This is a genomic window from Pseudomonas brassicacearum subsp. brassicacearum (genome assembly GCF_008801605.1).
Taxonomy (GTDB): Bacteria; Pseudomonadota; Gammaproteobacteria; order Pseudomonadales; family Pseudomonadaceae; genus Aquipseudomonas; species Aquipseudomonas brassicacearum.
On record NZ_VZPJ01000002.1, the window covers coordinates 420,787 to 444,815 of the forward strand.

Below are 24,029 nucleotides of genomic sequence, written 5' to 3' on the forward strand. Positions count from 1 at the left end.
GGCTTAACGCTCCGTGGTCTTGCGGATTTCTTTTTCGTCCATCCACTCGGCCAGACCGCTTTCGACGTCGATCAATTGCAGGCTGAATTTGTAGAAGACGTCCTTGTAGTCGCTGCTGCGCTTGACGATCGAGCTGATGGAGCCTTCGAGACGGTACTTGGCAGCGATCATGTTGCCGGTCTTTGCCACGGTGCTTTTCTTGTACAGGCCGCTCTGGTTCTGCAGCTTGAGCTGGTCGACCTGGCTGTCCATGGCGGTGTTGTCGCTGGCAAAACGGGCAGCCCCGGTCTTCATCAGCTGGGTCTTGATGCTGGTGGTGATTTCACGGGTGTCGATGTATTCGCTGGTCTTGTTCTTCACGTCATAGACCTGGACAACCGGGCGACCCTGCAGGATGCCGGACTGGGCCAGGGAGCGGGTCATGGACTCGGCGATCATTTGAAGGTCGGTGGAACCGAACTCGTTGGTCACGGTTTCCACGGCCTTGGTGTCGCCGTAGCTGATGTTCTTGTTGCCCAGGACCGGCGAGTTGTTGGCACAGCCGCTGACCAGCAAGGCGGCGAGGGCGAGGGAGGAGATGCGTACGAACATGTGGGTGCTCTCAATAACTGTATAAAAGGTTTTGTGGCGAGGGGATTTATCCCCGCTGGCTGCGCACTGTAGGAGCTGCCGAAGGCTGCGATCTTTTGATCTTTCGCTTGCGACTCAAGTGTCTGGGGAAAGATCGCAACCTCGTTGCACTCGTCAGCTCCTACACAGTGCCTACATCAGCTCCTATGGCTCAGGCTCAAGGGGTATTGATTTCCAAGCGGAAATCCACCGCCTTGGGTGTCGGTGCGATGGCCGGCAGGAAACTGGTCTGTTCGCCGTACAGCGTCAGGCTTTTCCAGGTTTCTTCCTCGGCGATCGGAAAGCCTTCCGGCCCCAGCCAGGCAAAGCGGTAATACATCGTCTTGTTGTTGTAGCTGGTGTTGCTCAGCTGCACGTTGACGGTCATGTAGCCGTTTTCCCGGGCCACGCGCATGGCGCCGACCACGATGTTTTTGGTCTTGCCCATCGCCACGACCTTGCTGGCGGCGCTGCCCGGCTCCGGTGGCGGTGGGGTGGCGCACCCGGCCAGCAAGGCCAGGGCACCGACGGCGATCAGTTTTAAACGCATGTGAACAAGACTCCGTTCTTAAGGTTGCTTGAGGGCAAGGGCGGTCGGGTTGGCGCTTGGCATCACTTGGGCAGCCAGGCCACCGGCGAACACCTGGTTACCCACCGCCCGCAGGCTGATGACCTGATAGCGCTGGTCGACGGTGACCTTGACCACCGAGCCGCCCACCGAGCTTGGCAAGGTGACCTGGTGCTCGCCTTTCTTCAGGCGCAGGCGCACCACCTGGGTGTAGTCGGGCAGGGTGCGCCAGGTTCGGGTATCGGCACCTTCGAGTACGGCCGAGGTGAGGCCGACGGCCAGGCCGGCCAAGGGATTGGTGTCGTTGATCTGCTTTTGCGCCACGCCACGGGTGACGGCGCGCACGGTGGTGCGCAGGATGATGCCCGGCATGTCGTCGCGCAGGGCGCGGCGGGACATGGCGGTGGTGCTGTTGAGCTGGGTCAGGTCCAACTGACGACCGTCGACACCGATCTGGCTGAAGGTGGCCGTGGAGGTATCAGGCTTGATCAGCGGGAACGACAACGGCGTGATGACCACGTTGCCGCTGATCGGCAAGGGCAGGGGAATGCGGATCGAGTCCCGGGACGGTGCCAGGCCACTCTGCACCACGATCAGGATGTCGCTGTCATCGTTCTTGGTGGCAGGCTTGTCGAGGTTGAGCAGGGCCTGCTCCAGCAGCGGCGTGTTGGGGCGCAGTTCGGCGGCCTTGCGGTAACCCGGTGCGGCCAGGTCCTTTTCACCCAGGGCTTCATAGACGAAGCCGGCCAGGTAATGGCTGAACGCGCTCTGGTAACTGTTTTTCAGGCTGACCACTTCCGGGGCGTCGAGGCTGGCCACCGGGTAACCCTTGAGGTCCTTGTATTCGGTCTTGACGCCTTGTTTCTCGGCGTCTTCCTCGCGCTTGAGGTATTCCTTGTCCCGCAGGTCGGCGATCACCGCTTCGCGTTCGTGGGTCTTCTTGATCTGGGTCCGCGCCCCGTCGAAGTCATTCACGGCCAGCAGGTTCAGCGCCATCTGCGTGGTCAGCATGACCTTTTCGTAATCGTAGCCTTCGTAGCGGCGCACTTTATCGTTGACCAGGAAGCTGCCGAACTGGGCCAGGTACTTGGCCGTGTCGAGTTTGACCGCGTCCTCCCATTGGCCAACCTGTTGATCGGCGCTGGTCCAGGCCGTCTGGCTGCCAGACAGGTCGCCCTTGGCGCGCAGCAACTCGCCTTTTTCGAAGTAATACAGCAGGTCCTTGTCCTGGCTGGTGTTGTTCTTTTCCAGCAGCGTCAATGCGCCGTCGACGTTGCCGGAAGCCAACTGCTGGTTGGTCTGGGCCAATTCGCTGTCGTAGTTGCGAAAGGCTGAACAGCCGGACAACAAGGTGATCGCACCGAGGGCGACCGAAAAAACGGCACGGGATGCCATGAACATTTCTTCCCTGAGTAACAGCCGGGGTTTGCGGGTCGGGCTGGAGCGATCCCACGGACAAACGTCGGGACGCTGTCGGTTCCTCATAAGAAGAGGAGCTTTTATGCCATCGAACAATAAGAAGGCGGCGCGATTATAAACATGGCGCTTGGCTATGTAATGGCTTTTCAATCTCGAAATGCTGTTTTTGTGACATCACCTCCAAAGCAGGAATCCGATGAAAATGTGCCGTCAAAGCACATCGGCTCTTGAGCCAAAGTCATTGGAAGTGAACAATGTGTTACTTCTTATTACCAATCGAGAGTCATTCATGACTGCGCCGTTCCGTTTCCTGGCCTGGCTTGTACTGCCATTGCTTGCGCTGTGCAGCACCTCGCTGCTGGCCGACACCGTCGAGGGCGCCCCCCAGGCGCTGCATTTGCTGGATTACATCGGTGCGGACTACCCGGCGACGGTCGAGGCAGGCAAAGTCATCGAGGACGGGGAATACCGCGAGCAGCTGGAATTCACCCAGGTGCTGGCAGGGTTGATCGCCGGGCTGCCGGCCAAACCGGAAAAGGCTGAACTGACCCAGGGTATCGACACCTTGCGCAGCGCGATCACCCAGCGCCAGGACGGCGGCGACGTCGCGCGCCTGGCGCGGCAACTAGGGGCCAAGCTGGCGGTGGCATATGAAGTCAGCCAGGCGCCGGTGATTACCCCCGATCCCTCCCGCGGCGCGCCGCTGTATGCCCAGAATTGCTCGGTGTGCCATGGGGCCAACGGTGCCGGCGACGGTCCTGCCGGTGTCGGCATGGAACCGCCCCCCGCCAACATGCGGGACGCCCAGCGCCTGGATCGCCTGAGTCTCTATGCGATCTACAACACCGTCGGCATGGGTATCGAAGGCACCGACATGCCGGCCTTCGCCGATCAGCTCGACGATCGTCAGCGCTGGGACCTGGCGACCTACATCGCCAGCTTCAGCGCCGACCCGGCCGCTGCCAAAGGTGAACAGGTCTTCAACCTCGCTGACCTGGCGCGCCAGACCCCGGCCGAAGTCCTCGCCGCGCAAGGCCCGGCAGCGGCGGCGACGTTCCGTGCCCAGCGCGCCCAGCCGCCGCAGGTGCAACGTGGCCCGGCGCAGTTGCTCGACTACACGGCGGCCACCCTGGATAAAAGCATCGCGGCGTACCGTGCCGGTGACCACGACCAGGCCTACGATCTGTCGGTAGCCGCTTACCTGGAAGGTTTCGAGCTGGTGGAAAGCTCGCTGGATAACGTCGACGCCAATGTGCGCAAGGACACCGAAAAGTCCCTGATGGCCTACCGTCAGTCTTTGCAGGACGGTTTGCCAATCGAGCAGGCGGTACAGCGCCTGGACGCGGCCAAGGCCAAGTTGAAGGAGTCAGCCGGCTTGCTGGGCGGCGATGGCTTGAGCTGGTCGTTGAGTTACATCTCCGGGTTGCTGATTCTGCTGCGCGAAGGGCTGGAAGCGATCCTGGTGCTGGCGGCGATCCTGGCGTTCCTGCGCAACACCGGCCAGCAGTCGGCCGTGCGCAGCGTCAACGCCGGTTGGGGCCTGGCGCTGTTGGCCGGCCTGGCGACCTGGGGGCTGGCGGCGTATGTGATCGACGTCAGCGGTGCCCAGCGTGAGCTGCTTGAAGGCGCGACGGCGTTGTTCGCCAGTGTGATGGTGCTGTGGCTGGGTGTGTGGATGCACGACCGTCGCCACGCAGCGGCCTGGCAGGACTACATCAAGAGCAGCCTGGTGGGCGGCGGTGGGCGTTTTGGTTTTGCGATCCTGGCGTTCTTCTCGGTCTACCGCGAACTGTTCGAAGTGATCCTGTTCTACGAAACCCTGTGGCTGCAAGCGGGCCCTGCCGGGCACAACGCGGTGCTGGCCGGTGGCGCGACGGCGCTGGTGTTGTTGGTTGGGCTGGCCTGGGTGATCCTGCGCGGCTCGGCGAAACTGCCGCTGGCGCTGTTCTTCAGTATCAATGCCGCGTTGCTGTGCGCGCTGTCGGTGGTATTCGCCGGTCACGGCGTGAAGGCGTTGCAGGAAGCCGGGATCTTCGGCACCCATCCGGTGGCGTTCTTCGACTTCGACTGGCTGGGCATTCATGCCGACGCCTATTCGCTGGCCGCTCAAGTGGTGGCGATCCTGGCGATCGTGGTGCTGTATGGGCGCAGTTGGGTGGTGGAGAAGCGCCGGCTCCAGGTTTCCTGAAAACCATTCGCTGCGCTCATAATCGCGGGCAAGCCTTGCTCCCACAGTCGGCACTCGCCTGTGGGAGCAAGGCTTGCCCGCGATGCATTTTAATTTAGAGGAAACCATTCAATGCGCGTATGGATCGACGCCGATGCCTGTCCCAAGGCCGCGAAAGACCTGGTGGTCAAGTTCGCCTTGAAGCGCCGGTTCCAGGTGGTGCTGGTGGCTGGTCAGCCGCAGATCAAGCCAGCCCTGGCTTGTGTGAAGCTGATCGTGGTGCCCAGTGGCCCTGATGCGGCGGACGATTACCTGGTGGAGCACGCCGAGCCGGGTGAGCTGGTGATCTGCAGCGATGTGCCCTTGGCCGACCGGTTGGTGAAGAAGGGCGTCGCCGCCCTGGACCCACGAGGCAAAGAGTTCGATGCCCAGAACATGGGCGATCGGCTGGCGGTGCGCAACCTGTTCACCGATTTGCGCGAACAGGGCCACATGGGCGGCGGCCCGGCGGCGTATGGCGAGCGGGACAAGCAGGGGTTTGCCAATGCGCTGGATCGGATCCTGACGCGCCTGACCCGAATCGCTTAAGCCTTGCCCGACCCCCTGTGGGAGCGAGCTTGCTCGCGATGCGGTGTATCAGCCAATGCAAATATAGCTGAGCCGACGCTATCGTGAGCAAGCTCGCTCCCACAGGGGTAGTGGTGGTGGGGTCAGGCGTCGTTCTCGTGCGTCAGTTCCAACACCCGGTCCACCAGCTTGTTGATGCCAGAAGCCGCTTCGCTGATGTTCTGCGCCAGCATGTAGGCCGGGGTGCTGACCAGTTTGCGCGCGCGGTCTTCAACGATATCGGTGACGGCGCACTCTTCGTGAGTAGCCCCCATTTTGGTCACGGCGGCGGCAGTGTCGACGTCGTTGCCGATGGTGCAGACCACACCCGGGCCATAGATTTTCGCCGCCAGGGCCGGTGAGATGCAGATCAGCCCGACCGGTTTGCCGGCCTCGGCAAAGGCCTCGGTCAGCGCCAGGACTTCTGGTTGGACCGTGCAGCCAGCGCCTTCGACGGCAAAGTTGGAGAGGTTTTTCGCCGAGCCAAAACCGCCGGGTACGATCAGGGCGTCGAAGTCCTCGGCCCTGGCTTCACGCAAGTCCTTCACGTTGCCTCGGGCGATCCGTGCCGATTCCACCAACACATTGCGGCTCTCGGGCATTTCCTCGCCGGTCAGGTGATTGATCACATGCAACTGGGCAATGTTGGGGGCGAAGCACTGGACGTGAGCCCCACGCTGATCGAGGCGCAGCAAGGTGATCACGCTTTCGTGGATCTCGGCGCCGTCATACACGCCACAGCCGGAAAGGATCACTGCAATTTTTTTGCTCATGGGCTTTTCTCCAGATTCATGGCGTTAAATGTCTACTAATTTGTCACTCGTTGCCATAGGGGGATCGGGCAGCTACACCTAATCTGCCGACTATCTCCCTGCCTTGCATGCCCGGGTTGCGTCATGAACTTCATCCTGTATGCCGTGCCGTTCTTCTTCGTGCTGATCGCCGTCGAGTTGCTGGCTGATCGCTGGCGGGGTGTGAACCACTATCGTGTGGCAGACGCGATCAACAGCTTGAGCACCGGCGTGCTGTCGACCACAACTGGCCTGTTGACCAAAGGCGTGGGGCTGGTGACCTACGCCTTTGCATTGAAACACCTGGCTGTCATCGAGCTGCCGGCCGATCGGGCCTGGAGCTGGGTGTTTGCCTTTGTGCTCTACGACTTCTGTTATTACTGGCTGCACCGCATGGGCCATGAACGCAACGTCCTCTGGGCTGCCCATTCGGTGCACCACCAGAGTGAGGACTACAACCTTTCCACGGCGTTGCGCCAGACCAGCACCGGGTTCCTGCTGAGCTGGATCTTCTACCTCCCGCTTGCCGTATTGGGCGTGCCGCTGGCGGTCTTCGTCAGCGTCGCGGCGTTGAATCTGCTGTACCAGTTCTGGGTCCACACCCAGCACATTCCCAAGCTCGGCTGGCTGGAGTGGTGCTTCGTCACGCCGTCCAATCATCGTGCCCACCATGCACAGAACCCTCTCTACATGGATCGCAACTACGGCGGGGTGTTCATTATTTGGGATCGTCTGTTTGGCACCTTTCAGGAAGAAGACGCTAACGAACCGGTGATTTTCGGCGTGACCACGCCGCTGGCGAGCTGGAATCCGTTGTGGGCCAACCTGCAGTTCTATGCGCAGCTATGGGCCGATGCGCGGCGGGCGGAGCGTTGGTGGGACAAGCTGCGGATCTGGTTCATGCCCACCGGTTGGCGACCGGCGGACGTCTCGGCCAAGTACCCGCTGAATAAGCCGGACTTGAGCCAGTTCCGCAAATTCGAGGTGCCGCTGGATGCACGTCAGCAGTGGTACGTGGGGCTGCAGTTCTGCGCCTACATTGCCTTGGGCAGTTATCTGATGAACCTTGAAGCCAGCCTGCCGGTCGCCGCCCTGGTGCTGGGTTGGGGCGCGGTGGCGTTCGGTCTGTTCGTGTTGGGCGTGGCCCTGGAGAATCGCCCGTGGACGTTGCGGCTGGAGCTGTTGCGGCTGGCCTCGAACCTGCCGCTGGTGTGGCTGGCGCCCTTGGCCGGGTTGTGGCCGACCAGCGCTGTGATGAGCCATGGGGCCTGGGCCGGGCTGCTCAGCTACAGCCTGCTCAGCGGTATCGGGCTGTATTGCTGCCGCACCCGGTTTACTCGGTTGGCGTCGTAGGCTCGCCGGACCTGGCTTGCTCCAGGCGCTCGGCTTCGAGGACTTTCCTGGCCAGGCGCGCATTCTTGATGCGTCGGCGCAGCCACAAGACCAGGCCCAGCACCAGCAATGCGCCGAGGACCCACAACTCATACTTCTTGATGCTGCCCAGCATGCCTTCGAGCACCGCGCCAAAGTGGTACGCGGCTGCGGCCAGCGCCGTGGCCCAGATCGCCGCACCGATGCCGTTGAGCAACAGGTAACGACCCGGCGGATAGCCTGACAGGCCGATCGCCACTGGCATCACCGTGCGCAGGCCATAGACGAAGCGGAAGCTCAGGACCCAGATGTCCGGATGCCGGCGAATGTGCTCCAGCGCCCGATCCCCCATCAACTGCCAGCGCGGCTTGCGCGCCAGGAGCTTGCGCCCGTGCTTGCGTCCCAGGAAATACCACAGCTGATCGCCCGCGTAGCTGCCGCAGAACGCCACGACGACCACCAGATTGATGTCCATGTAGCCACGGAACGCCAGGAAACCTGCGAGCACGAGGATAGTTTCGCCTTCGAAGAACGTGCCGATAAACAAGGCCAAGTAGCCGAAGTCATGCAGAAATTGTTGGAGCATTGTCTGGGTGCTGGCGAAATGAACGCGCAGCCTAACCCTTCAGACACATTCAGGAAAGTATCGAAATGTGTCTCGACGTGAACAATTCCTACAATGACAATAACTGCGACGACAGGACGCAGGTGCACACAACTGTAATGTCTTCGTCATAATGGGCGCTTATAACTGTCACGCTCGCCCGTCAGCACGGGCTCAGGAGTCTGCCGTGAGCTTTACCCCCGCCAATCGTCTGTTCCCTGCTACCCGCCTGCGTCGCAACCGTCGTGATGAGTTCTCTCGTCGGCTGGTGCGTGAAAACGTGCTGACCACCAATGACCTGATCCTGCCGGTATTCGTGCTGGACGGTGAGAACCGTCGCGAAGCGGTGGCGTCGATGCCCGGGGTGGAACGCCTGACCATCGACCTGCTGCTCGAAGAAGCCGCCCACTGGGTCGAGCTGGGCATTCCGGCGCTGGCGCTGTTCCCGGTCACGCCGCCGACCCTCAAGTCCCTGGACGCCGCTGAAGCCTGGAACCCGCAAGGCATCGCCCAACGCGCGACCCGTGCCCTGCGCGCGCGCTTCCCGGAGCTGGGGGTGATCACCGACGTGGCGCTGGACCCGTTCACCACCCACGGGCAGGACGGTATCCTCGATGAAGAAGGCTACGTGCAGAACGACATTACCGTCGATGCACTGGTCAGGCAGGCCCTGTCCCACGCCGAGGCCGGTGCCCAGGTGGTGGCGCCGTCGGACATGATGGACGGGCGCATCCAGGCGATCCGCGAAGCCCTCGAGGTGGCCGGTCACGTCAACGTGCGGATCATGGCCTACTCGGCCAAGTACGCCAGCGCCTATTACGGCCCGTTCCGCGATGCGGTCGGCTCGGCCCTGAACCTGGGCAAGGCCAACAAGGCCTCTTATCAGATGGACCCGGCCAACAGTCAGGAAGCCTTGCACGAAGTGGCGGCTGACTTGTCAGAAGGGGCAGACATGGTCATGGTCAAGCCTGGCATGCCCTACCTCGACATTCTTTGCCGGGTCAAAGACGAATTCAAAGTGCCGACCTTTGTTTATCAGGTCAGCGGCGAGTACGCGATGCACATGGCCGCGATCCAGAACGGCTGGTTGGGCGAAGGGGTGATCCTGGAGTCCTTGACCGCTTTCAAGCGCGCAGGTGCTGATGGCATCCTGACTTACTTTGCTGTGCGCGCCGCCCAATTGTTACGAGAGCAGAAATAGCCTCCCAGGAACTTGCGATGAATACCGAAGGACTCTCCGAAGTTGCCGTAAAAGATGCTCAGCCCGTGGTCGAGCAGATTGCCGAGACACCGCCGACGCTGGAGCCTGCTGCCCCGGCGGTCGTCGAGCCCGCGCCGGCCCCGGCGATTGTGATTCCCAACCTGGATGACAGCAGCCTGTACATCCATCGGGAGCTGTCGCAACTGCAGTTCAACATCCGCGTGCTGGAGCAGGCGCTGGACGAGTCCTACCCGCTGCTGGAGCGGTTGAAGTTCCTGCTGATCTTTTCCAGCAACCTGGATGAGTTTTTCGAGATCCGCGTCGCCGGGCTGAAGAAGCAGATCACCTTCGCCCGTGAACAGGCCGGTGCCGACGGCCTGCAACCGCACCAGGCCCTGGCGCGCATCAGCGAGCTGGTCCACGGCCACGTTGACCGGCAATACGCGATCCTCAACGACATCCTGTTGCCGGAGTTGGAAAAGCACCAGGTGCGCTTCATCCGTCGCCGCTACTGGACCACCAAGCTCAAGACTTGGGTGCGCCGCTATTTCCGCGACGAGATCGCGCCGATCATCACCCCGATCGGCCTCGATCCGACGCACCCGTTCCCGCTGCTGGTCAACAAGAGCCTGAACTTCATCGTTGAACTGGAAGGCATCGACGCCTTCGGTCGCGATTCCGGCCTGGCGATCATTCCGGCGCCACGCCTGCTGCCGCGTATCATCCGCGTGCCGGAAGACGTTGGCGGCCCTGGCGACAATTATGTGTTCCTGTCGTCGATGATCCACGCCCACGCCGATGACCTGTTCCAGGGCATGAAGGTGAAGGGTTGCTACCAGTTCCGCCTGACGCGTAACGCCGACCTGTCTGTGGACACCGAGGACGTCGAAGACCTGGCCCGCGCCCTGCGCGGCGAGCTGTTCTCCCGTCGCTACGGCGATGCGGTGCGCCTGGAGGTGGCCGACACCTGTCCGAAACACCTGTCCGACTATCTGCTCAAGCAGTTCAACCTGCATGAGACCGAGCTGTATCAGGTCAACGGCCCGGTCAACCTGACTCGACTGTTCAGCATCACCGGCCTGGACAGCCATCCGGAACTGCAATACCTGCCGTTCACGCCGCAGATCCCGAAACTGCTGCAGAACAGCGAGAACATTTTCAGCGTGGTCAGCAAGCAGGACATCCTGCTGCTGCACCCGTTCGAGTCGTTCACGCCGGTGGTCGACCTGCTGCGCCAGGCCGCCAAGGACCCCCACGTCCTGGCGGTGCGCCAGACCCTGTACCGCAGCGGCGCCAACTCGGAAATCGTCGATGCCCTGGTGGATGCGGCGCGTAACGGCAAGGAAGTCACGGCAGTGATCGAATTGCGTGCGCGCTTCGACGAGGAATCCAACCTGCAACTGGCCAGCCGCCTGCAAGCGGCCGGTGCGGTGGTGATCTACGGCGTGGTCGGCTTCAAGACCCACGCCAAGATGATGCTCATCCTGCGCCGTGAAGCCGGTGAGATCGTGCGTTACGCCCACTTGGGCACCGGCAACTACCACGCTGCCAACGCCCGCCTGTACACCGACTACAGCCTGCTGACCTCTGACGATGCCTTGTGCGAAGACGTCGGCAAGCTGTTCAGCCAGTTGATCGGCATGGGCAAGACCCTGCGCATGAAGAAACTGCTGCATGCGCCGTTCACCCTGAAAAAGGGCATGCTCGACATGATCGCCCGGGAGACGCAGTTCGCCCTGGACGGCAAGCCGGCCCACATCATTGCCAAGTTCAACTCGCTGACCGACCCGAAGATCATTCGTGCGTTGTACAAGGCCAGCCAGTCGGGCGTGCGCATCGACCTGGTGGTGCGTGGCATGTGCTGCCTGCGACCGGGCATTCCGGGGGTGTCCCACAACATCCACGTACGCTCGATCATCGGGCGCTTCCTGGAACATACGCGGGTGTTCTACTTCCTCAACGGCGGAGAGGAGCAGATGTTCCTGTCCAGCGCCGACTGGATGGAGCGCAACCTCGACAAGCGGGTCGAGACCTGCTTCCCGGTGGAAGGCAAGAAGCTGATCCTGCGGGTCAAGAAAGAGCTGGAAAGCTACCTTACCGACAACACCCACAGCTGGAGCTTGCAGTCGGATGGCCGTTACATCCGCAACACGCCGACCGGCAACCAGAACCCGCGCAGCGCCCAGGCGACCTTGCTCGAGCGCTTGAGCAGCCCGGTGTTGGCGGTTCGTTAAACGCTCGAAGGTTGGGGGCAGGCTTAGCTTTTGTGGCGAGGGGATTTATCCCCGTTGGGCCGCGAAGCGGCCCCAACGGGTAGGCAGGTTTTAGGGCTGCTACGCAGCCCAGCGGGGATAAATCCCCTCGCCACAAGAGATCTGCGTTGCAGTCGATAATCAGTGAATGTTCAGCACAATCCCGACCCGGGTCAGCCATTCCGCTTCCTGGGCGAAGTCGGCCTGGGTCAGTTGGTTCTCTTCCAGCCAATTTTCGGGAAACAGCACATCCAACTGATCGCCATTGGCGTGCAGGACCACCTGGGGCATTTCCTGGGTGCCACGGATGTGATGGAACAGGATCGCAAAGCGCAGCAGCACGCACAGGCGAATCAGCTTGATGCCGTCATCGCCGAACTCGGCAAATTTATCCTTGGGAATGTTGCGCCGATGGCCGCGCACCAACAGCGCGAGCATTTGCTGGTCTTCCCGGGAAAACCCCGCCAGGTCCGAATGCTCGATCAGGTAGGCGCCATGCTTGTGGTAGTGATAGTGGGCGATGTCCAGGCCTACTTCATGGACCTTGGCGGCCCAGCCCAGCAACTCGCGCCAGACCCCGTCGTTCAAGTCCCAATCGTCGGCCACCTGGTCGAAGGCGTGCAGCGCCTTGCGTTCGACCCGTACGGCCTGTTCCAGGTCGACGTGATAACGCTCCATGAGCGAGCCCAGGGTGCGCTCGCGCACGTCTTCGTGATGATGACGCCCCAGCAGGTCATACAGCACGCCTTCGCGCAGGGCGCCTTCACAGTGGTCCATGCGTTGCAGTTCGAGGGCGTCGAAAATCGCCTCGAGGATGGCCAGGCCCGCGGGGAAAATCGCCCGGCGATCAGGCTTGATGCCTTCGAAATCGATCTTGTCCGCTTCGCCGAGCTTGAACACCCTGCGCTTGAGCCAGGCCAGGCCCTCGGCGTTGACCTCGCCAGTGCCGTGACCGCCGGCCTTGAGAGCCAGGCCTATGGCCCGAATGGTCCCTGAGGAGCCGATGGCTTCGTCCCAGGTCAGGCGGTGCAGGGCGTGTTCGATGCTCATGATTTCCAGGCGCGCCGCCGTGTAGGCCTGGGCGTAGCGGGCCGGGGTGATCTTGCCGTCGCGGAAATAGCGCTGGGTGTAGCTGACGCAGCCCATCTGCAGGCTTTCGCGCAGCAGCGGTTCGAAGCGCTGGCCGATGATGAATTCGGTACTGCCGCCACCGATGTCCGCCACCAGGCGCTTGCCCGGGGTGTCGGCCAATGTGTGGGAGACGCCCAGATAGATCAGGCGGGCTTCTTCACGGCCGGAAATGACTTCTACCGGATGCCCGAGGATTTCTTCGGCGCGGCGGATGAACTCGCCACGGTTGCGCGCCTCGCGCAGGGCGTTGGTGCCCACGATCCGCACCGCGCCCAGGGGCATGCCGTTGATCAGTTGGGCAAACCGCTTGAGGCAATCGAGCCCGCGCTGGATGGATTCTTCGCTCAGCTTGCGCTCTTCGTCGATACCGGCGGCCAGTTGGACCTTCTCGCCGAGCCGCTCAAGAATGCGGATTTCCCCGTTCTGGGCCTTGGCGACGACCATGTGGAAGCTGTTGGAGCCCAGGTCTATGGCAGCGATCAGGGACAGATTCTTGGCTTGGGATGGCGGCATGGTCAAAAAGTCTCGGTCGATAACCTCGCCATCCTGCCACGATCGACCGCTTACGCCAACGCAAAGGCGACCGCTTTGCGGTCAATCGCGAGCAAGCTCGCTCCCACATGGGTTCTGCGTCGTGTGCACAATCGCAGGCAACCGATAATCCTGTGGGAGCGAGCTTGCTCGCGATGAGGCCAGAGCCGGTAACGCAGATACTCAGGCTGCCGGCTCGACCATCCCGATAAAATTCGCCAGCTCCGCCGTCTGCGGATTGGCGAACAGCACCTTGGGATCGCCCACCTCATGCACCTTGCCCTGGTGCATGAATACCAGCTTGTCGCCGACTTCCCGGGCAAAACGCATTTCATGGGTGACCATGATCAGCGTCATGCCTTCCTTGGCCAATTGGCGCACCACGCTGAGCACTTCATTGACCAGCTCCGGGTCCAGGGCCGAGGTGATTTCGTCGCACAGCAGCACCTTCGGCGACATCGCCAGCGCCCGGGCAATCGCGACCCGTTGTTGCTGGCCACCAGACAAGCGGTCCGGGAAGGCATCGAATTTCTCGCCAAGCCCGACCCGTTCCAGCATCTGCCGCGCCAGCACGGCCGCCTTGGCCTTGGGCACTTTTTGCACAACTTGCGGCGCGAGCATGACGTTCTCGCCCACCGTCAGGTGCGGGAACAGGTTGAACTGCTGGAACACCATTCCGACTTTCTGCCGCAGGCTGCGCAGGTCGGCGCGGGCCGCATCGAGGTATTCGCCGTCGACTTCGATCACGCCGTCGTTGATCGATTCCAATCCATTGAGGGTGCGCAGCAAGGTGGATTTGCCCGAGCCGCTGCGGCCGATGATCGCCACCACCTGGCCTTCCTCGACACTCAGGTCGATGCCTTTGAGCACGTGATGATCGCCGTAGTATTTATGCAGGGCGGTAATTCTAAGCAGAGGCATGCAGTCTCCTTTCCAGGTAGCGCGCACTGAGGGACAAGGGGTAGCAGAGCAGGAAATAGCCGAGGGCGACCAGGCCATAGACCATGAACGGCTCGAACGTGGCGTTGGCGAGCATGCCGCCGGTCTTGGTCAGTTCGGTAAAGCCAATGATCGAGGTCACGGCCGTGCCCTTGACCACTTGCACCGAAAAGCCCACGGTCGGCGCCACGGCGATGCGCAGGGCCTGGGGCAGGATCACGTAGCGCAACTGCTCCAGCGGGTTGAGGGCCAGGCTCGCCGAGGCTTCCCACTGGCCGTGGGAAATCGAGTCGACACAACCGCGCCAGATCTCCGCCAGGTAGGCGCTGGTAAACAGCGTCAAGGCAATCGCCGCCGCCATCCAGGGGGAAATCTCCACCCCGGCCAGGGCCACGCCGAAGAACACCAGGAACAGCTGCATCAACAGCGGTGTGCCTTGGAACAGCTCAATGTAGGTACGGGCGATATTGCGGGGCAGGGCGCTCTTGGAGATGCGCAACACCATGATCAGCAAGCCGATCACGCCGCCACCGATAAACGCCACCAGCGACAGCGCCAGGGTCCATTGCAGGCCGGTGAGCAGGTTGCGCACCACGTCCCAGAAAGTGAAATCGCTCATCGGCCGCTCCCGTTGCTGCTCTTGTACAGGCAGCGGCGACCCACCCAGTTCAGGAACTGGCGGATCAACAGCGCCATGCACAAGTAGATGAGCGTGGTCAGCGCATAGGTTTCGAAGGCGCGGAAGTTGCGCGACTGGATGAAGTTGGCGGCAAAGCTCAACTCTTCGGTGGCGATCTGCGAGCAGACCGCCGAGCCGAGCATCACGATGATGATCTGGCTGCTCAACGCCGGCCAGACCTTGCCCAGTGCCGGCAGCAGCACCACATGGCGGAAGGCCTCGAAACGGCTCATCGCCAGGGCCGCGGCGGCTTCCAGTTGCCCCCGCGGGATCGCCTGGATGCCGGCGCGGATGATCTCGGTGGAGTAGGCGCCGAGGTTGATCACCATCGCCAATACCGCCGCCTGCCATTCGGAAATCTGCAGGCCCAGGGACGGCAAGCCGAAGAAGATGAAAAATAGCTGCACCAGGAACGGTGTGTTGCGGATCAACTCCACGTACACGCCGAAGATCGCCGCGAACGGGCGAATGTTCCACGCCCGCACCACGGCCCCGACGATGCCCAGGCTGACCCCGAGCAACGTACCGATGGCCGTCAGTTCCAGGGTGAACAGCGCGCCGCGCAACAGCAGCTCGGTGTTTTGCACCACCGGCAGAAAATCGAACTGATAAGCCATGCTCAGCCTCTCAAGCGACGATCAGAGATCGGCCGGCAGCGGCTGCTTGAGCCAGGTCTGGGAGTTTTTCTCCAGGCTGCCATCGGTCTTGGCGGTGGCGAGGATCTGGTTGACCTTGTCCAATAGCGCCGGCTCGTTCTTGTTCACGCCTATGTACACCGGCGAGTCCTTGAGTTTTACCTTCAGCGCTGGAACACGCTTGGGGTTGCGTTCGCTGATGGCGACCATCACCACGTTGCCGCTGGCGATCAGGTCCACTTGACCGGCCAGGTAGGCGGCGATGGTCGAGTTGTTGTCTTCGAAGCGCTTGATGGTGGTGCCTTCGGGGGCGACCTTGGTCAGTTCGATGTCTTCGATGGCGCCACGGGTGACGCTGATGGTCTTGCCCTTGAGGTCGTCCAGGTTGTTGATGGCGGCGTCAGGCGGACCGAACACGGCCAGGTAGAACGGCGCGTAGGCACTGGAGAAGTCGATGACCTTTTCCCGCTCCGGGTTCTTGCCCAGGCTGGAAATCACCAGGTCGACCTTGCCGGTGGTCAGGAAGGGGATGCGGTTGGTGCTGTTGACCGGCGTCAGTTCAAGCTTGACCTTGAGCTGGTCGGCCAACAGTTTTGCAGTGTCGATGTCCAGGCCGCGGGGTTTCATGTCCGGGCCTACCGAACCGAATGGAGGGAAGTCCTGGGGCACGGCAACCTTGAGGGTGCCACGCTTGACCACGTCTTCCAGGCCATCGGCGTGGGCGGGTAGCTGACAGAGCATCAGGCTGGCAAACAGGGCTGTGAGCAGGGCGCTGCAACGCTGAATCATGGCGAATCTCCGCAATCGGTGATGTGATTTCTGCGTTCGGACAGAGCACAGGCCATGCCAAGGCGACTTTTCAGCGGGCCAAGCCACGGTTTTGCTGGTGGGGAGCGGTCTTACTGGTCTGAACAGTCGTGGCATTTTTCGCACCGTTATCGGGCGTCGGTATTTGTCGCCGAACCCTGCTGGGGCACGACTTGCCGGGCGCGGCGAATAGATTTACAACTAGCCGCTCACTGGCCCGGTTCGTCTTAAAAATCATGAATTCCATCGCTCGCGCCGTTCCTGAAGTGGCCCTGCAAGCCATCCGCAAATTGATTGTCGATGAAGGCTTCGGCCCGGGCGATGCGTTGCCGTCGCAACGGGACCTGGCGCTGCAATTGGGGGTGAGTCGGGCGTCGCTGCGCGAAGCGCTGTCATCCCTCAGTGCCCTGGGCATGATCAGCGTGCAGCCGGGCAAGGGGGTTTTCGTGCAGGCCCCGGTAGAGGCCCCGCGCAGCGAATCGGCGCCGGGCTGGCCGTTCGCGGCCCAGGCCTCGCCAGTGGATATCTTCCAGTTGCGCTACGCCCTGGAGGGTTTCGCGGCGGGGTTGGCGGCGGTGACCCTCAGCGCCGATGAGCTGGACACGCTGCAAGACAATGTCGAAGCCATGCGCCGTGAACTGAAGATCGGCGATTTCGACGCCGCCGCGCGGCTGGATTTCGAATTTCATCGGCGAATCCTGTTGGCCAGCGGCAATCAGGCGATGCTGAGCATCCTTACTGCCAGCGCCGACATCTTCCTGGAAAGCCAGAAACTACCGTTCATCAGGGCGGAGCGGGCGATGGAAACCTGGCAGGAGCATCGCAAGATCCTTCGCGCCCTGGCTCGTCGGGCTTCAGGCGCTGCGCAAAAAGCCATGCAGGAACATGTACGTAACGCTGCACTGCGTACCGGGATTTCCTTCGTCGCCCCCGCGGCTTCGTGACCTCGGCCATACCCAAAGCCATCGACCGCCATAGCGAGACTCAATCAACTGCGGCTTCCTGAACCCGGGAAGGGCCGCTATGATGGGCCACGTTTTTTTGCTGACAACCCCGGAGATTTCCATGAGCAGCGATCTGATCAAACACGTTAGCGACGCTAGCTTCGAGGCTGACGTACTCAAGGCCGAAGGCGCGGTACTGGTCGACTATTGGGCTGAGTGGTGCGGTCCCTGCAAAATGATTGCCCCGGTCCTGGACGAGATTGCCGAGACCTACAAAGGCAAGCTGACCGTTGCCAAGCTGAACATCGACGAAAACCAGGAGACTCCGGCCAAGCACGGCGTACGTGGTATCCCGACCCTGATGCTGTTCAAGAACGGCAACGTCGAAGCCACCAAAGTGGGTGCGCTGTCGAAGTCGCAACTGGCTGCTTTCCTCGACGCCAACATCTAAGCGCCGAATGCCACTGGAAAAGCCCCGCAAATCGCGGGGCTTTTTCGTTATTCGGGGCTAGACGCTTGCAAACCCAGGTGGTACATTCGGCCCCGCACTGGTTTCTCCATTGCCCCCTGCAAGCCGTCGCCGACGCTCTCCTTTCGAATAAGTACGCGATCCTGTCGCCTTCTCCGCGGCGCGGCCTCATTAAGCCAAAAGCTTAATTTCCCCCCTCCATAAATGATTACGTCATTCCTATATGAATCTGACTGAACTCAAGCAAAAGCCGATTACCGAACTGCTCGAATTGGCCGAACAGATGGGCATAGAAAATATGGCCCGTTCGCGCAAGCAGGACGTGATTTTCTCCCTGCTCAAGAAGCACGCGAAAAGCGGCGAGGAAATCTCCGGTGATGGCGTGCTGGAGATTCTCCAGGACGGCTTCGGCTTCCTTCGCTCCGCAGACGCTTCCTATCTCGCCGGCCCAGACGATATCTACGTCTCGCCGAGCCAGATCCGTCGCTTCAACTTGCGCACCGGTGACACCATCGTTGGCAAGATCCGCCCTCCGAAGGAAGGCGAGCGTTACTTCGCCCTGCTCAAGGTCGACACGATCAACTTCGACCGTCCGGAAAACGCGAAAAACAAGATTCTCTTCGAGAACCTGACCCCGCTGTTTCCGACCGTGCGCATGAAGATGGAAGCCGGCAACGGTTCCACCGAAGACCTCACCGGTCGTGTCATCGACCTGTGCGCACCCATCGGCAAAGGTCAGCGTGGCCTGATCGTGGCGCCGCCGAAAGCGGGCAAGACGATCATGCTGCAGAACATCGCGGCCAACATCGCCCGTAACAACCCTGAAGTTCACCTGATCGTGCTGCTGATCGACGAACGTCCGGAAGAAGTGACCGAGATGCAGCGCACCGTGCGCGGCGAAGTGGTCGCCTCGACGTTCGACGAGCCGCCGACCCGCCACGTGCAGGTTGCCGAAATGGTGATCGAGAAGGCCAAGCGCCTGGTCGAGCACAAGAAGGACGTGGTGATCCTGCTGGACTCCATCACCCGTCTGGCCCGTGCCTACAACACCGTGATCCCGAGCTCCGGCAAGGTGCTGACCGGTGGTGTCGATGCCCACGCGCTGGAAAAACCGAAGCGTTTCTTCGGCGCCGCGCGGAACATCGAGGAAGGCGGTTCGCTGACCATCATCGCCACCGCGCTGGTTGAAACCGGTTCGAAGATGGACGAAGTGATCTACGAGGAATTCAAGGGCACCGGCAACATGGAGCTGCCTCTGGATCGCCGTATTGCCGAGAAGCGTGTATTCCCGGCCATCAACATCAACCGTTCCGGCACACGCCGCGAAGAGTTGCTGACCGCCGATGACGAGTTGCAGCGCATGTGGATCCTGCGCAAGCTGCTGCATCCGATGGATGAAGTCGCCGCCATCGAGTTCCTGGTCGACAAGCTGAAGACGACCAAGACCAACGACGAGTTCTTCCTGTCGATGAAACGCAAGTAACACGAAGCAACGCTTCAAAAAAAGAGCGCCCTGAATAGGGGCGCTCTTTTTTTTGCTGAAGTTTGTATCAAAATCGACACTTTTAAAGGCCGGCAGTGTCCTTGCTGTTGGCATTGTATATTTCAAGGCAAGGAGCGTTATGCACACATTTGGCAATCGCCGTGATATCGACGGCTTGAGGGCCTTGGCTGTTATCCCGGTGGTGTTGTTTCATTTCGGCTTCAGCACGTTCAGCGGCGGCTTTGTCGGCGTCGATGTCTTCTTTGTCATTTCCGGGTTCCTGATAACCAGCATCCTGTTCCGTGAAATCAGTGCGCAGCGTTTCAGCTTCGTCGATTTCTGGGCCCGACGTGCGCGACGTATCCTTCCGGCTTTGAGCCTGGTGCTGTTGGTAACCTTGGCATTGGGCTGGGCGCTGCTGACGGCAAAGGACTTTTCGGAACTTGGCCGGACGGTTCGTTATCAGTCGCTGTTCATTTCAAACATCTTGTTCATGCGTGAAGACGGCTACTTCGAGCCGGCATCTGACCTGAAGCCACTGCTTCATACCTGGTCATTGGCTGTCGAGGAGCAGTACTACATTTTCTTTCCGTTGCTGATGGTGGTGTTGATGCGTCAAGTCCGTCATTGGCGCTGGATGCTGTTTGCCGTCTTGCTGATTTCCTTCGGGCTGAACATCGCTTACATCGACCGCAAGCCCGACGTCGCTTTTTTCTCGTTGCCGACACGTGCCTGGGAGCTGTTGTGCGGTGCGATGCTCGCGGTATTGCCCACCTCCAGACACGCTGTGAGGCCGTGGCTCTATCAGTTGGCGGGTGTGGCCGGGTTGGCGGCGGTGCTGCTGGCTGTTTTCACCTTTGACAGGACCACGACGTTCCCGGGTTGGGCCGCTCTACTGCCTGTTCTCGGCGCCACCGCGCTGATCTGGTCCGGGGCGCAGGGTTCGACCTGGGTCGCTCAACTGCTCGGTGCCAGGGTGCTCGTCTGGATTGGTTTGATTTCCTATTCCCTTTACCTGTGGCATTGGCCGGTCTATGTCTATGCCAATGCTGTTTCCATCGACGGTATCGAGCATCTGGAGGCGCTGGGCTGGATGCTGCTGGCGTTGAGTCTTGCCTGGCTGAGCTGGCGCTTCGTCGAACTTCCGTTTCGTGAGAAACGCTTGCTGCCCGGACGCAAACCTGTGTTGGTAGGAGGCTTGCTGGCGATGGTTGCCCTGGCGGTGACAGGCTCGGTGGTGCGTTCGGCGGATGGCTTTCCACAACGCCTTACCGGCAAGGCGCTGGAATATGCGCAGGCGCTGGATTGGAAGGCCGGGCAGATGGAATGCATGCTGGTGACCTCGGACAAGAGTCTGGACAAGGCGTGCCTGATTGGCGGGAACAAAGAAACCCCGGCGACTCAACTGTTCTGGGGTGACAGCCATGCCGCGGCGTTATTGCCGGCGATTGAAGATAACGCCACACGTGAGGGGCGCCCGGTATGGCTCTACAGCATGAGCGCCTGCCCGCCGATCCTGAGCGACGATCTGCGTCAGCGTTGCAGGGATTTTAACGAAAACACCATGGAGCAGGTTCGCCGCCTGCAGATCAAGGATGTGGTGCTGGCTTCCAATTGGAGTCTTTACGTCTACGGTCGCGAGGATGGCGACAAGAAGGTGTTGCTCAACCCTCGTGACAACAGGGTCGAGGCCGAGGCGCGTATGGCTACGGCGCTCAAGGCACGGGTGGCAATGTTGAGGGAGGCGGGCGTGCAAGTGTGGTTGTTCAAGGAAGTCCCGTTGCAGCGCAAGGGGGCTATCAGTCGATTGACCAGCCTGGCCCGTGTCGGGCGTTCAGCCGAGGGGTTGGGGCGTCCACTCCAGGAACACTTGGCACGCCAGGGGTTTCTAAGTGCCTTGTTCGATTCGATGAGCGCTGCCGATCCGGGTGTGCATGTCATCGACCCGACCCCGCTGATGTGTTCGGGTCAAATCTGCAGCATAGAGGTCAACGGCTATTCTCAGTACAGGGACGAGGATCATCTGTCTGACCTTGGCAGCGCCCGGCTGAGTCCATTGTTTACCCCAATGCTGCTGGGTACGACTGACAATTGATCGCGGCCATGCATGCTCGGGCTGCTGTTTGGACGTTAGAGCAGGTAGGATGTACGCCTATTTTCGGGGTGGCATCTCAATGAAATTCAAGGATCTTCGGGATTTCGTGCAGCAGCTTGAGCAGCGCGGCGAGTTGAAACGCATCCAGGTTCCGATCTCTCCAGTGCTGGAGATGACGGAAGTCTGCGACCGCACGCTTCGGGCCAAAGGCCCGGCGCTGTTGTTCGAAAACCCGACGGGCTACGACATTCCGGTCTTGGGCAACCTGTTCGGCACGCCGGAGCGCGTGGCCATGGGCATGGGCGCCGAAGCCGTCAGCGAACTGCGCGAAATCGGCAAGCTACTGGCGTTCCTCAAGGAGCCCGAGCCGCCCAAAGGCCTGAAGGACGCTTGGTCCAAACTGCCGATTTTCCGCAAGATCATTTCCATGGCGCCGAAAGTCGTCAAGGACGCGGTTTGCCAGGAAGTGGTGATCGAGGGCGACGATGTCGACCTGGCCATGCTCCCGGTGCAGACCTGCTGGCCGGGCGACGTGGCGCCGCTGATCACCTGGGGCCTGACCGTTACCAAAGGCCCGAACAAGGATCGCCAGAACCTGGGCATCTATCGTCAGCAGGTGATTGGCCGCAACAAGGTCATCATGCGCTGGCTGAGCCATCGGGGCGGTGCGCTGGACTACCGTGAGTGGTGTGAAAAACACCCCGGCCAGCCATTCCCGGTGTCGGTGGCCCTGGGCGCGGACCCGGCGACTATCCTCGGCGCCGTCACGCCGGTGCCCGACAGCCTCTCCGAATATGCGTTCGCCGGCCTGTTGCGAGGCAACCGCACCGAGCTGGTGAAATGCCGCGGCAACGACCTGCAAGTGCCGGCCACCGCCGAGATCATCCTCGAAGGGGTGATCCATCCTGGTGAAATGGCTGATGAAGGTCCGTACGGCGACCACACCGGTTACTACAACGAAGTTGACAGCTTCCCGGTGTTCACCGTCGAGCGCATCACCCATCGGATCAAGCCGATTTACCACAGCACCTACACCGGTCGTCCGCCCGATGAGCCGGCTATTCTGGGGGTGGCGTTGAACGAAGTGTTCGTGCCGATCCTGCAGAAGCAGTTTCCGGAAATCACCGATTTCTATTTGCCGCCGGAAGGCTGTTCGTATCGCATGGCCGTGGTGACCATGAAGAAGTCGTATCCGGGGCATGCCAAGCGGGTGATGCTCGGTGTCTGGTCGTTTTTGCGACAGTTCATGTACACCAAGTTCGTTATCGTCACCGACGACGATATCAACGCACGGGACTGGAACGACGTGATCTGGGCCATCACCACGCGCATGGACCCCAAGCGCGACACGGTGATGATCGAGAATACGCCGATCGACTACCTCGACTTCGCCTCGCCGGTGTCCGGCCTGGGGTCGAAGATGGGGCTCGATGCCACGCATAAATGGCCCGGTGAAACCACCCGTGAGTGGGGCCGGGTTATCGTCAAGGATGAGGCCGTTACCCAACGGATCGATGCCATCTGGAATCAGTTAGGAATAGATTGATGCGTGTAACCTTGCAGCCTTCCGGGGCGGTGCTGGAGATCCGGCCCGCCGAGCGGATTCTCGATGGCGCGCGGCGCCTGGGCTATGAATGCCCGCAAAGCTGCCGTAACGGCAACTGCCATGTCTGTGGCGCGTTGTTGGTGGAAGGCCGCGTGGAGCAGGCGGGCGAGGTGCGCGATCATGGTGAGATCTTCACGTGCATCGCCGAGCCGCTGGAGGACTGCGTGGTGTTGTGGGATGGCGTGCTGTCGCCGGGTGAGCTACCGGTACGCAACCTGGCGTGCCAGGTGGTCGAGTGCGCCGACGTGGGGGGCGATGTCTGGCGCGTGCACCTGCGTGCGCCGGCCGGCAAGCCGCCGCGCTATCACGCCGGGCAGTACCTGATGATCGAACGGGAAAACGGCGAAAAATCGGCCTTCTCCCTGGCCTCGGCACCACATTCGGGGCGCGAGCTGCAATTACACGTATTGGTGCGCGAAAGCAGTGCACAAGCCCTGCTGGAGCAACTGCGACGCAACCCCAGCGTGCGTATCGAGATGCCTTTTGGCGACACGCATTTGTCCGAACTGCCGGACGGACCGTTGGTGTTGATCGCCGCCGGAACCGGCATGGCGCAGATGCACAGCCTGATCGAGCATTGCCGGGCAGCGGGTTTCAAGCACCCGGTGCACCTGTATTGGGGTGTGCGGCGGCCGGAAGATTTCTATGAAATCGAGCATTGGGACGAATGGAAAAAACTGCCGAACCTGTTCCTGCATAAAGTCGTCAGCGACTTGTGCGGCTGGGAAGGGCGCTGCGGGATGCTCCACGAAGCCGTGTGCGAGGACATCAGCGATCTTTCCGGCGTGCACGTCTACGCCAGCGGCTCGCCGGCCATGATCTACGCCACGCTCGATGCGCTGGTGGAAGCCGGCATGGACGCCCATCAAATGCGCGCCGACGTGTTTGCGTATGCGCCGCGGGCTTGAGCCACTCTTGAAATTTGCCTGAGGTCTGCTTTTGTGGCGAGGGAATTTCCGCTTTGTGGGAGCAAGGCTTGCCCGCGAAACAGGCAACTTGGTCTCTGAAAGACCGCATCGCTCTCATCGCGGGCAAGCCTTGATCCCACAGGGTTATAGGCCTGACGATATATCTATTCGATATTTAGCGTGCGCACTAGATGTCGTTAAGGTATATGCCAAC

At 61.1% G+C, this 24,029-nt stretch carries 21 protein-coding genes; 11 read left to right on the forward strand and 10 right to left on the reverse strand.

Translation table 11 applies throughout. From position 1 onward, the window contains the following. Positions 1-3: 3 nt before the first annotated feature. The 3 genes from lpoB to F7R20_RS07695 form a co-directional block, all read right to left on the reverse strand. Positions 4-591, reverse strand: a complete 588-nt coding sequence (lpoB, locus tag F7R20_RS07685) for a penicillin-binding protein activator LpoB (RefSeq protein ID WP_003177333.1) — start codon at positions 589-591, stop codon at positions 4-6. Positions 592-787: 196 nt separating this feature from the next. Continuing rightward, a complete protein-coding gene (locus F7R20_RS07690; RefSeq protein ID WP_003206754.1) occupies positions 788-1,159 on the reverse strand; it encodes a YcfL family protein in 372 nt (123 codons plus the stop codon). Positions 1,160-1,177: 18 nt separating this feature from the next. Continuing rightward, positions 1,178-2,572: a COG3014 family protein gene (locus F7R20_RS07695; protein ID WP_027912773.1), complete on the reverse strand. Its 1,395-nt coding sequence runs from the start codon at positions 2,570-2,572 to the stop codon at positions 1,178-1,180. A gap of 313 nt (positions 2,573-2,885) precedes the next feature. Here F7R20_RS07695 and F7R20_RS07700 point away from each other — a divergent pair, with 313 nt between their 5' ends. Next, positions 2,886-4,784 carry an FTR1 family protein gene (locus F7R20_RS07700; protein WP_003206750.1) on the forward strand — a complete coding sequence of 633 codons (1,899 nt, stop codon included), beginning with the start codon at positions 2,886-2,888 and terminating at the stop codon, positions 4,782-4,784. Between the two features lie 111 nt (positions 4,785-4,895). Next, the gene (locus F7R20_RS07705) at positions 4,896-5,351 is read left to right on the forward strand and encodes a YaiI/YqxD family protein (RefSeq protein WP_003206748.1); all 456 of its coding nucleotides are present in this window, start codon (positions 4,896-4,898) and stop codon (positions 5,349-5,351) included. A 122-nt stretch (positions 5,352-5,473) separates the two neighbouring features. On the opposite strand, the gene elbB is transcribed toward F7R20_RS07705, so the two are convergent. Beyond that, on the reverse strand, positions 5,474-6,142 hold the full coding sequence (gene elbB / locus F7R20_RS07710) for an isoprenoid biosynthesis glyoxalase ElbB (RefSeq protein WP_003206746.1): 669 nt from the start codon (positions 6,140-6,142) through the stop codon (positions 5,474-5,476). Positions 6,143-6,265: 123 nt separating this feature from the next. Between elbB and F7R20_RS07715 the strand changes: the two genes are divergently transcribed. Next, entirely contained in the window at positions 6,266-7,513 is a 1,248-nt protein-coding gene (locus F7R20_RS07715; protein WP_003206743.1) for a sterol desaturase family protein, read from the forward strand. Here F7R20_RS07715 and F7R20_RS07720 read toward each other — a convergent pair. Beyond that, positions 7,494-8,117, reverse strand: a complete 624-nt coding sequence (locus tag F7R20_RS07720) for a DedA family protein (RefSeq protein ID WP_003206742.1) — start codon at positions 8,115-8,117, stop codon at positions 7,494-7,496. The two genes, F7R20_RS07715 and F7R20_RS07720, sit on opposite strands and share 20 nt — an antisense overlap. A 205-nt stretch (positions 8,118-8,322) precedes the next feature. Between F7R20_RS07720 and hemB the strand changes: the two genes are divergently transcribed. Together hemB and ppk1 are read left to right on the forward strand one after the other, a co-directional pair. Beyond that, positions 8,323-9,336 carry a porphobilinogen synthase gene (hemB, locus tag F7R20_RS07725; protein WP_003206741.1) on the forward strand — a complete coding sequence of 338 codons (1,014 nt, stop codon included), beginning with the start codon at positions 8,323-8,325 and terminating at the stop codon, positions 9,334-9,336. Positions 9,337-9,353: 17 nt separating this feature from the next. Further along, positions 9,354-11,570 (forward strand): polyphosphate kinase 1, encoded by a 2,217-nt coding sequence (gene ppk1 / locus F7R20_RS07730; RefSeq protein ID WP_003206739.1) that lies wholly within the window; start codon positions 9,354-9,356, stop codon positions 11,568-11,570. 159 nt (positions 11,571-11,729) lie between these two features. On the opposite strand, the gene ppx is transcribed toward ppk1, so the two are convergent. From ppx to F7R20_RS07755, 5 genes are all read right to left on the reverse strand, one after another. Further along, positions 11,730-13,232: an exopolyphosphatase gene (gene ppx, locus F7R20_RS07735; protein ID WP_003206738.1), complete on the reverse strand. Its 1,503-nt coding sequence runs from the start codon at positions 13,230-13,232 to the stop codon at positions 11,730-11,732. A gap of 201 nt (positions 13,233-13,433) precedes the next feature. Next, the gene (locus F7R20_RS07740; RefSeq protein WP_003206736.1) at positions 13,434-14,171 is read right to left on the reverse strand and encodes an amino acid ABC transporter ATP-binding protein; all 738 of its coding nucleotides are present in this window, start codon (positions 14,169-14,171) and stop codon (positions 13,434-13,436) included. Further along, entirely contained in the window at positions 14,158-14,808 is a 651-nt protein-coding gene (locus F7R20_RS07745) for an amino acid ABC transporter permease (RefSeq protein ID WP_003206735.1), read from the reverse strand. The genes F7R20_RS07740 and F7R20_RS07745 overlap by 14 nt, the downstream gene beginning before the upstream one ends. Next, positions 14,805-15,485: an amino acid ABC transporter permease gene (locus tag F7R20_RS07750; protein ID WP_003206733.1), complete on the reverse strand. Its 681-nt coding sequence runs from the start codon at positions 15,483-15,485 to the stop codon at positions 14,805-14,807. Before F7R20_RS07750 ends, F7R20_RS07745 begins: the two co-directional genes overlap by 4 nt. 21 nt (positions 15,486-15,506) lie before the next feature. Continuing rightward, the gene (locus F7R20_RS07755) at positions 15,507-16,292 is read right to left on the reverse strand and encodes a transporter substrate-binding domain-containing protein (protein WP_003206731.1); all 786 of its coding nucleotides are present in this window, start codon (positions 16,290-16,292) and stop codon (positions 15,507-15,509) included. Between the two features lie 254 nt (positions 16,293-16,546). On the opposite strand from F7R20_RS07755, the gene F7R20_RS07760 reads away from it, so the two are divergent. The 6 genes from F7R20_RS07760 (at position 16,547) to F7R20_RS07785 (ending at position 23,815) form a co-directional block, all read left to right on the forward strand. Then, complete coding sequence (locus F7R20_RS07760; RefSeq protein ID WP_003206729.1) at positions 16,547-17,254, forward strand: FadR/GntR family transcriptional regulator; 708 nt, start codon at positions 16,547-16,549, stop codon at positions 17,252-17,254. A 121-nt stretch (positions 17,255-17,375) separates the two neighbouring features. Then, entirely contained in the window at positions 17,376-17,705 is a 330-nt protein-coding gene (gene trxA / locus F7R20_RS07765; RefSeq protein WP_003206727.1) for a thioredoxin TrxA, read from the forward strand. Positions 17,706-17,946: 241 nt separating this feature from the next. Continuing rightward, a complete protein-coding gene (gene rho / locus F7R20_RS07770; protein WP_003206716.1) occupies positions 17,947-19,206 on the forward strand; it encodes a transcription termination factor Rho in 1,260 nt (419 codons plus the stop codon). Positions 19,207-19,345: 139 nt separating this feature from the next. Then, positions 19,346-21,301 carry an acyltransferase family protein gene (locus tag F7R20_RS07775; protein ID WP_003206712.1) on the forward strand — a complete coding sequence of 652 codons (1,956 nt, stop codon included), beginning with the start codon at positions 19,346-19,348 and terminating at the stop codon, positions 21,299-21,301. Positions 21,302-21,380: 79 nt separating this feature from the next. Next, positions 21,381-22,847, forward strand: a complete 1,467-nt coding sequence (ubiD, locus tag F7R20_RS07780) for a 4-hydroxy-3-polyprenylbenzoate decarboxylase (RefSeq protein ID WP_027912767.1) — start codon at positions 21,381-21,383, stop codon at positions 22,845-22,847. Then, positions 22,847-23,815 carry a CDP-6-deoxy-delta-3,4-glucoseen reductase gene (locus tag F7R20_RS07785; protein WP_003206708.1) on the forward strand — a complete coding sequence of 323 codons (969 nt, stop codon included), beginning with the start codon at positions 22,847-22,849 and terminating at the stop codon, positions 23,813-23,815. The genes ubiD and F7R20_RS07785 overlap by 1 nt, the downstream gene beginning before the upstream one ends. The last annotated feature ends 214 nt before the right edge of the window (positions 23,816-24,029 follow it).

What these genes read in the sequence shown, in the direction of transcription:
- lpoB (WP_003177333.1), bottom strand. Translation starts at nt 591, where the DNA reads ATGTTCGTACGCATCTCCTCCCTCGCCCTCGCCGCCTTGCTGGTCAGC.
- F7R20_RS07690 (WP_003206754.1), bottom strand. Translation starts at nt 1,159, where the DNA reads ATGCGTTTAAAACTGATCGCCGTCGGTGCCCTGGCCTTGCTGGCCGGG.
- F7R20_RS07695 (WP_027912773.1), bottom strand. Translation starts at nt 2,572, where the DNA reads ATGGCATCCCGTGCCGTTTTTTCGGTCGCCCTCGGTGCGATCACCTTG.
- F7R20_RS07700 (WP_003206750.1), top strand. Translation starts at nt 2,886, where the DNA reads ATGACTGCGCCGTTCCGTTTCCTGGCCTGGCTTGTACTGCCATTGCTT.
- F7R20_RS07705 (WP_003206748.1), top strand. Translation starts at nt 4,896, where the DNA reads ATGCGCGTATGGATCGACGCCGATGCCTGTCCCAAGGCCGCGAAAGAC.
- elbB (WP_003206746.1), bottom strand. Translation starts at nt 6,142, where the DNA reads ATGAGCAAAAAAATTGCAGTGATCCTTTCCGGCTGTGGCGTGTATGAC.
- F7R20_RS07715 (WP_003206743.1), top strand. Translation starts at nt 6,266, where the DNA reads ATGAACTTCATCCTGTATGCCGTGCCGTTCTTCTTCGTGCTGATCGCC.
- F7R20_RS07720 (WP_003206742.1), bottom strand. Translation starts at nt 8,117, where the DNA reads ATGCTCCAACAATTTCTGCATGACTTCGGCTACTTGGCCTTGTTTATC.
- ppk1 (WP_003206739.1), top strand. Translation starts at nt 9,354, where the DNA reads ATGAATACCGAAGGACTCTCCGAAGTTGCCGTAAAAGATGCTCAGCCC.
- ppx (WP_003206738.1), bottom strand. Translation starts at nt 13,232, where the DNA reads ATGCCGCCATCCCAAGCCAAGAATCTGTCCCTGATCGCTGCCATAGAC.
- F7R20_RS07740 (WP_003206736.1), bottom strand. Translation starts at nt 14,171, where the DNA reads ATGCCTCTGCTTAGAATTACCGCCCTGCATAAATACTACGGCGATCAT.
- F7R20_RS07745 (WP_003206735.1), bottom strand. Translation starts at nt 14,808, where the DNA reads ATGAGCGATTTCACTTTCTGGGACGTGGTGCGCAACCTGCTCACCGGC.
- F7R20_RS07750 (WP_003206733.1), bottom strand. Translation starts at nt 15,485, where the DNA reads ATGGCTTATCAGTTCGATTTTCTGCCGGTGGTGCAAAACACCGAGCTG.
- F7R20_RS07755 (WP_003206731.1), bottom strand. Translation starts at nt 16,292, where the DNA reads ATGATTCAGCGTTGCAGCGCCCTGCTCACAGCCCTGTTTGCCAGCCTG.
- F7R20_RS07760 (WP_003206729.1), top strand. Translation starts at nt 16,547, where the DNA reads ATGAATTCCATCGCTCGCGCCGTTCCTGAAGTGGCCCTGCAAGCCATC.
- trxA (WP_003206727.1), top strand. Translation starts at nt 17,376, where the DNA reads ATGAGCAGCGATCTGATCAAACACGTTAGCGACGCTAGCTTCGAGGCT.
- rho (WP_003206716.1), top strand. Translation starts at nt 17,947, where the DNA reads ATGAATCTGACTGAACTCAAGCAAAAGCCGATTACCGAACTGCTCGAA.
- F7R20_RS07775 (WP_003206712.1), top strand. Translation starts at nt 19,346, where the DNA reads ATGCACACATTTGGCAATCGCCGTGATATCGACGGCTTGAGGGCCTTG.
- ubiD (WP_027912767.1), top strand. Translation starts at nt 21,381, where the DNA reads ATGAAATTCAAGGATCTTCGGGATTTCGTGCAGCAGCTTGAGCAGCGC.
- F7R20_RS07785 (WP_003206708.1), top strand. Translation starts at nt 22,847, where the DNA reads ATGCGTGTAACCTTGCAGCCTTCCGGGGCGGTGCTGGAGATCCGGCCC.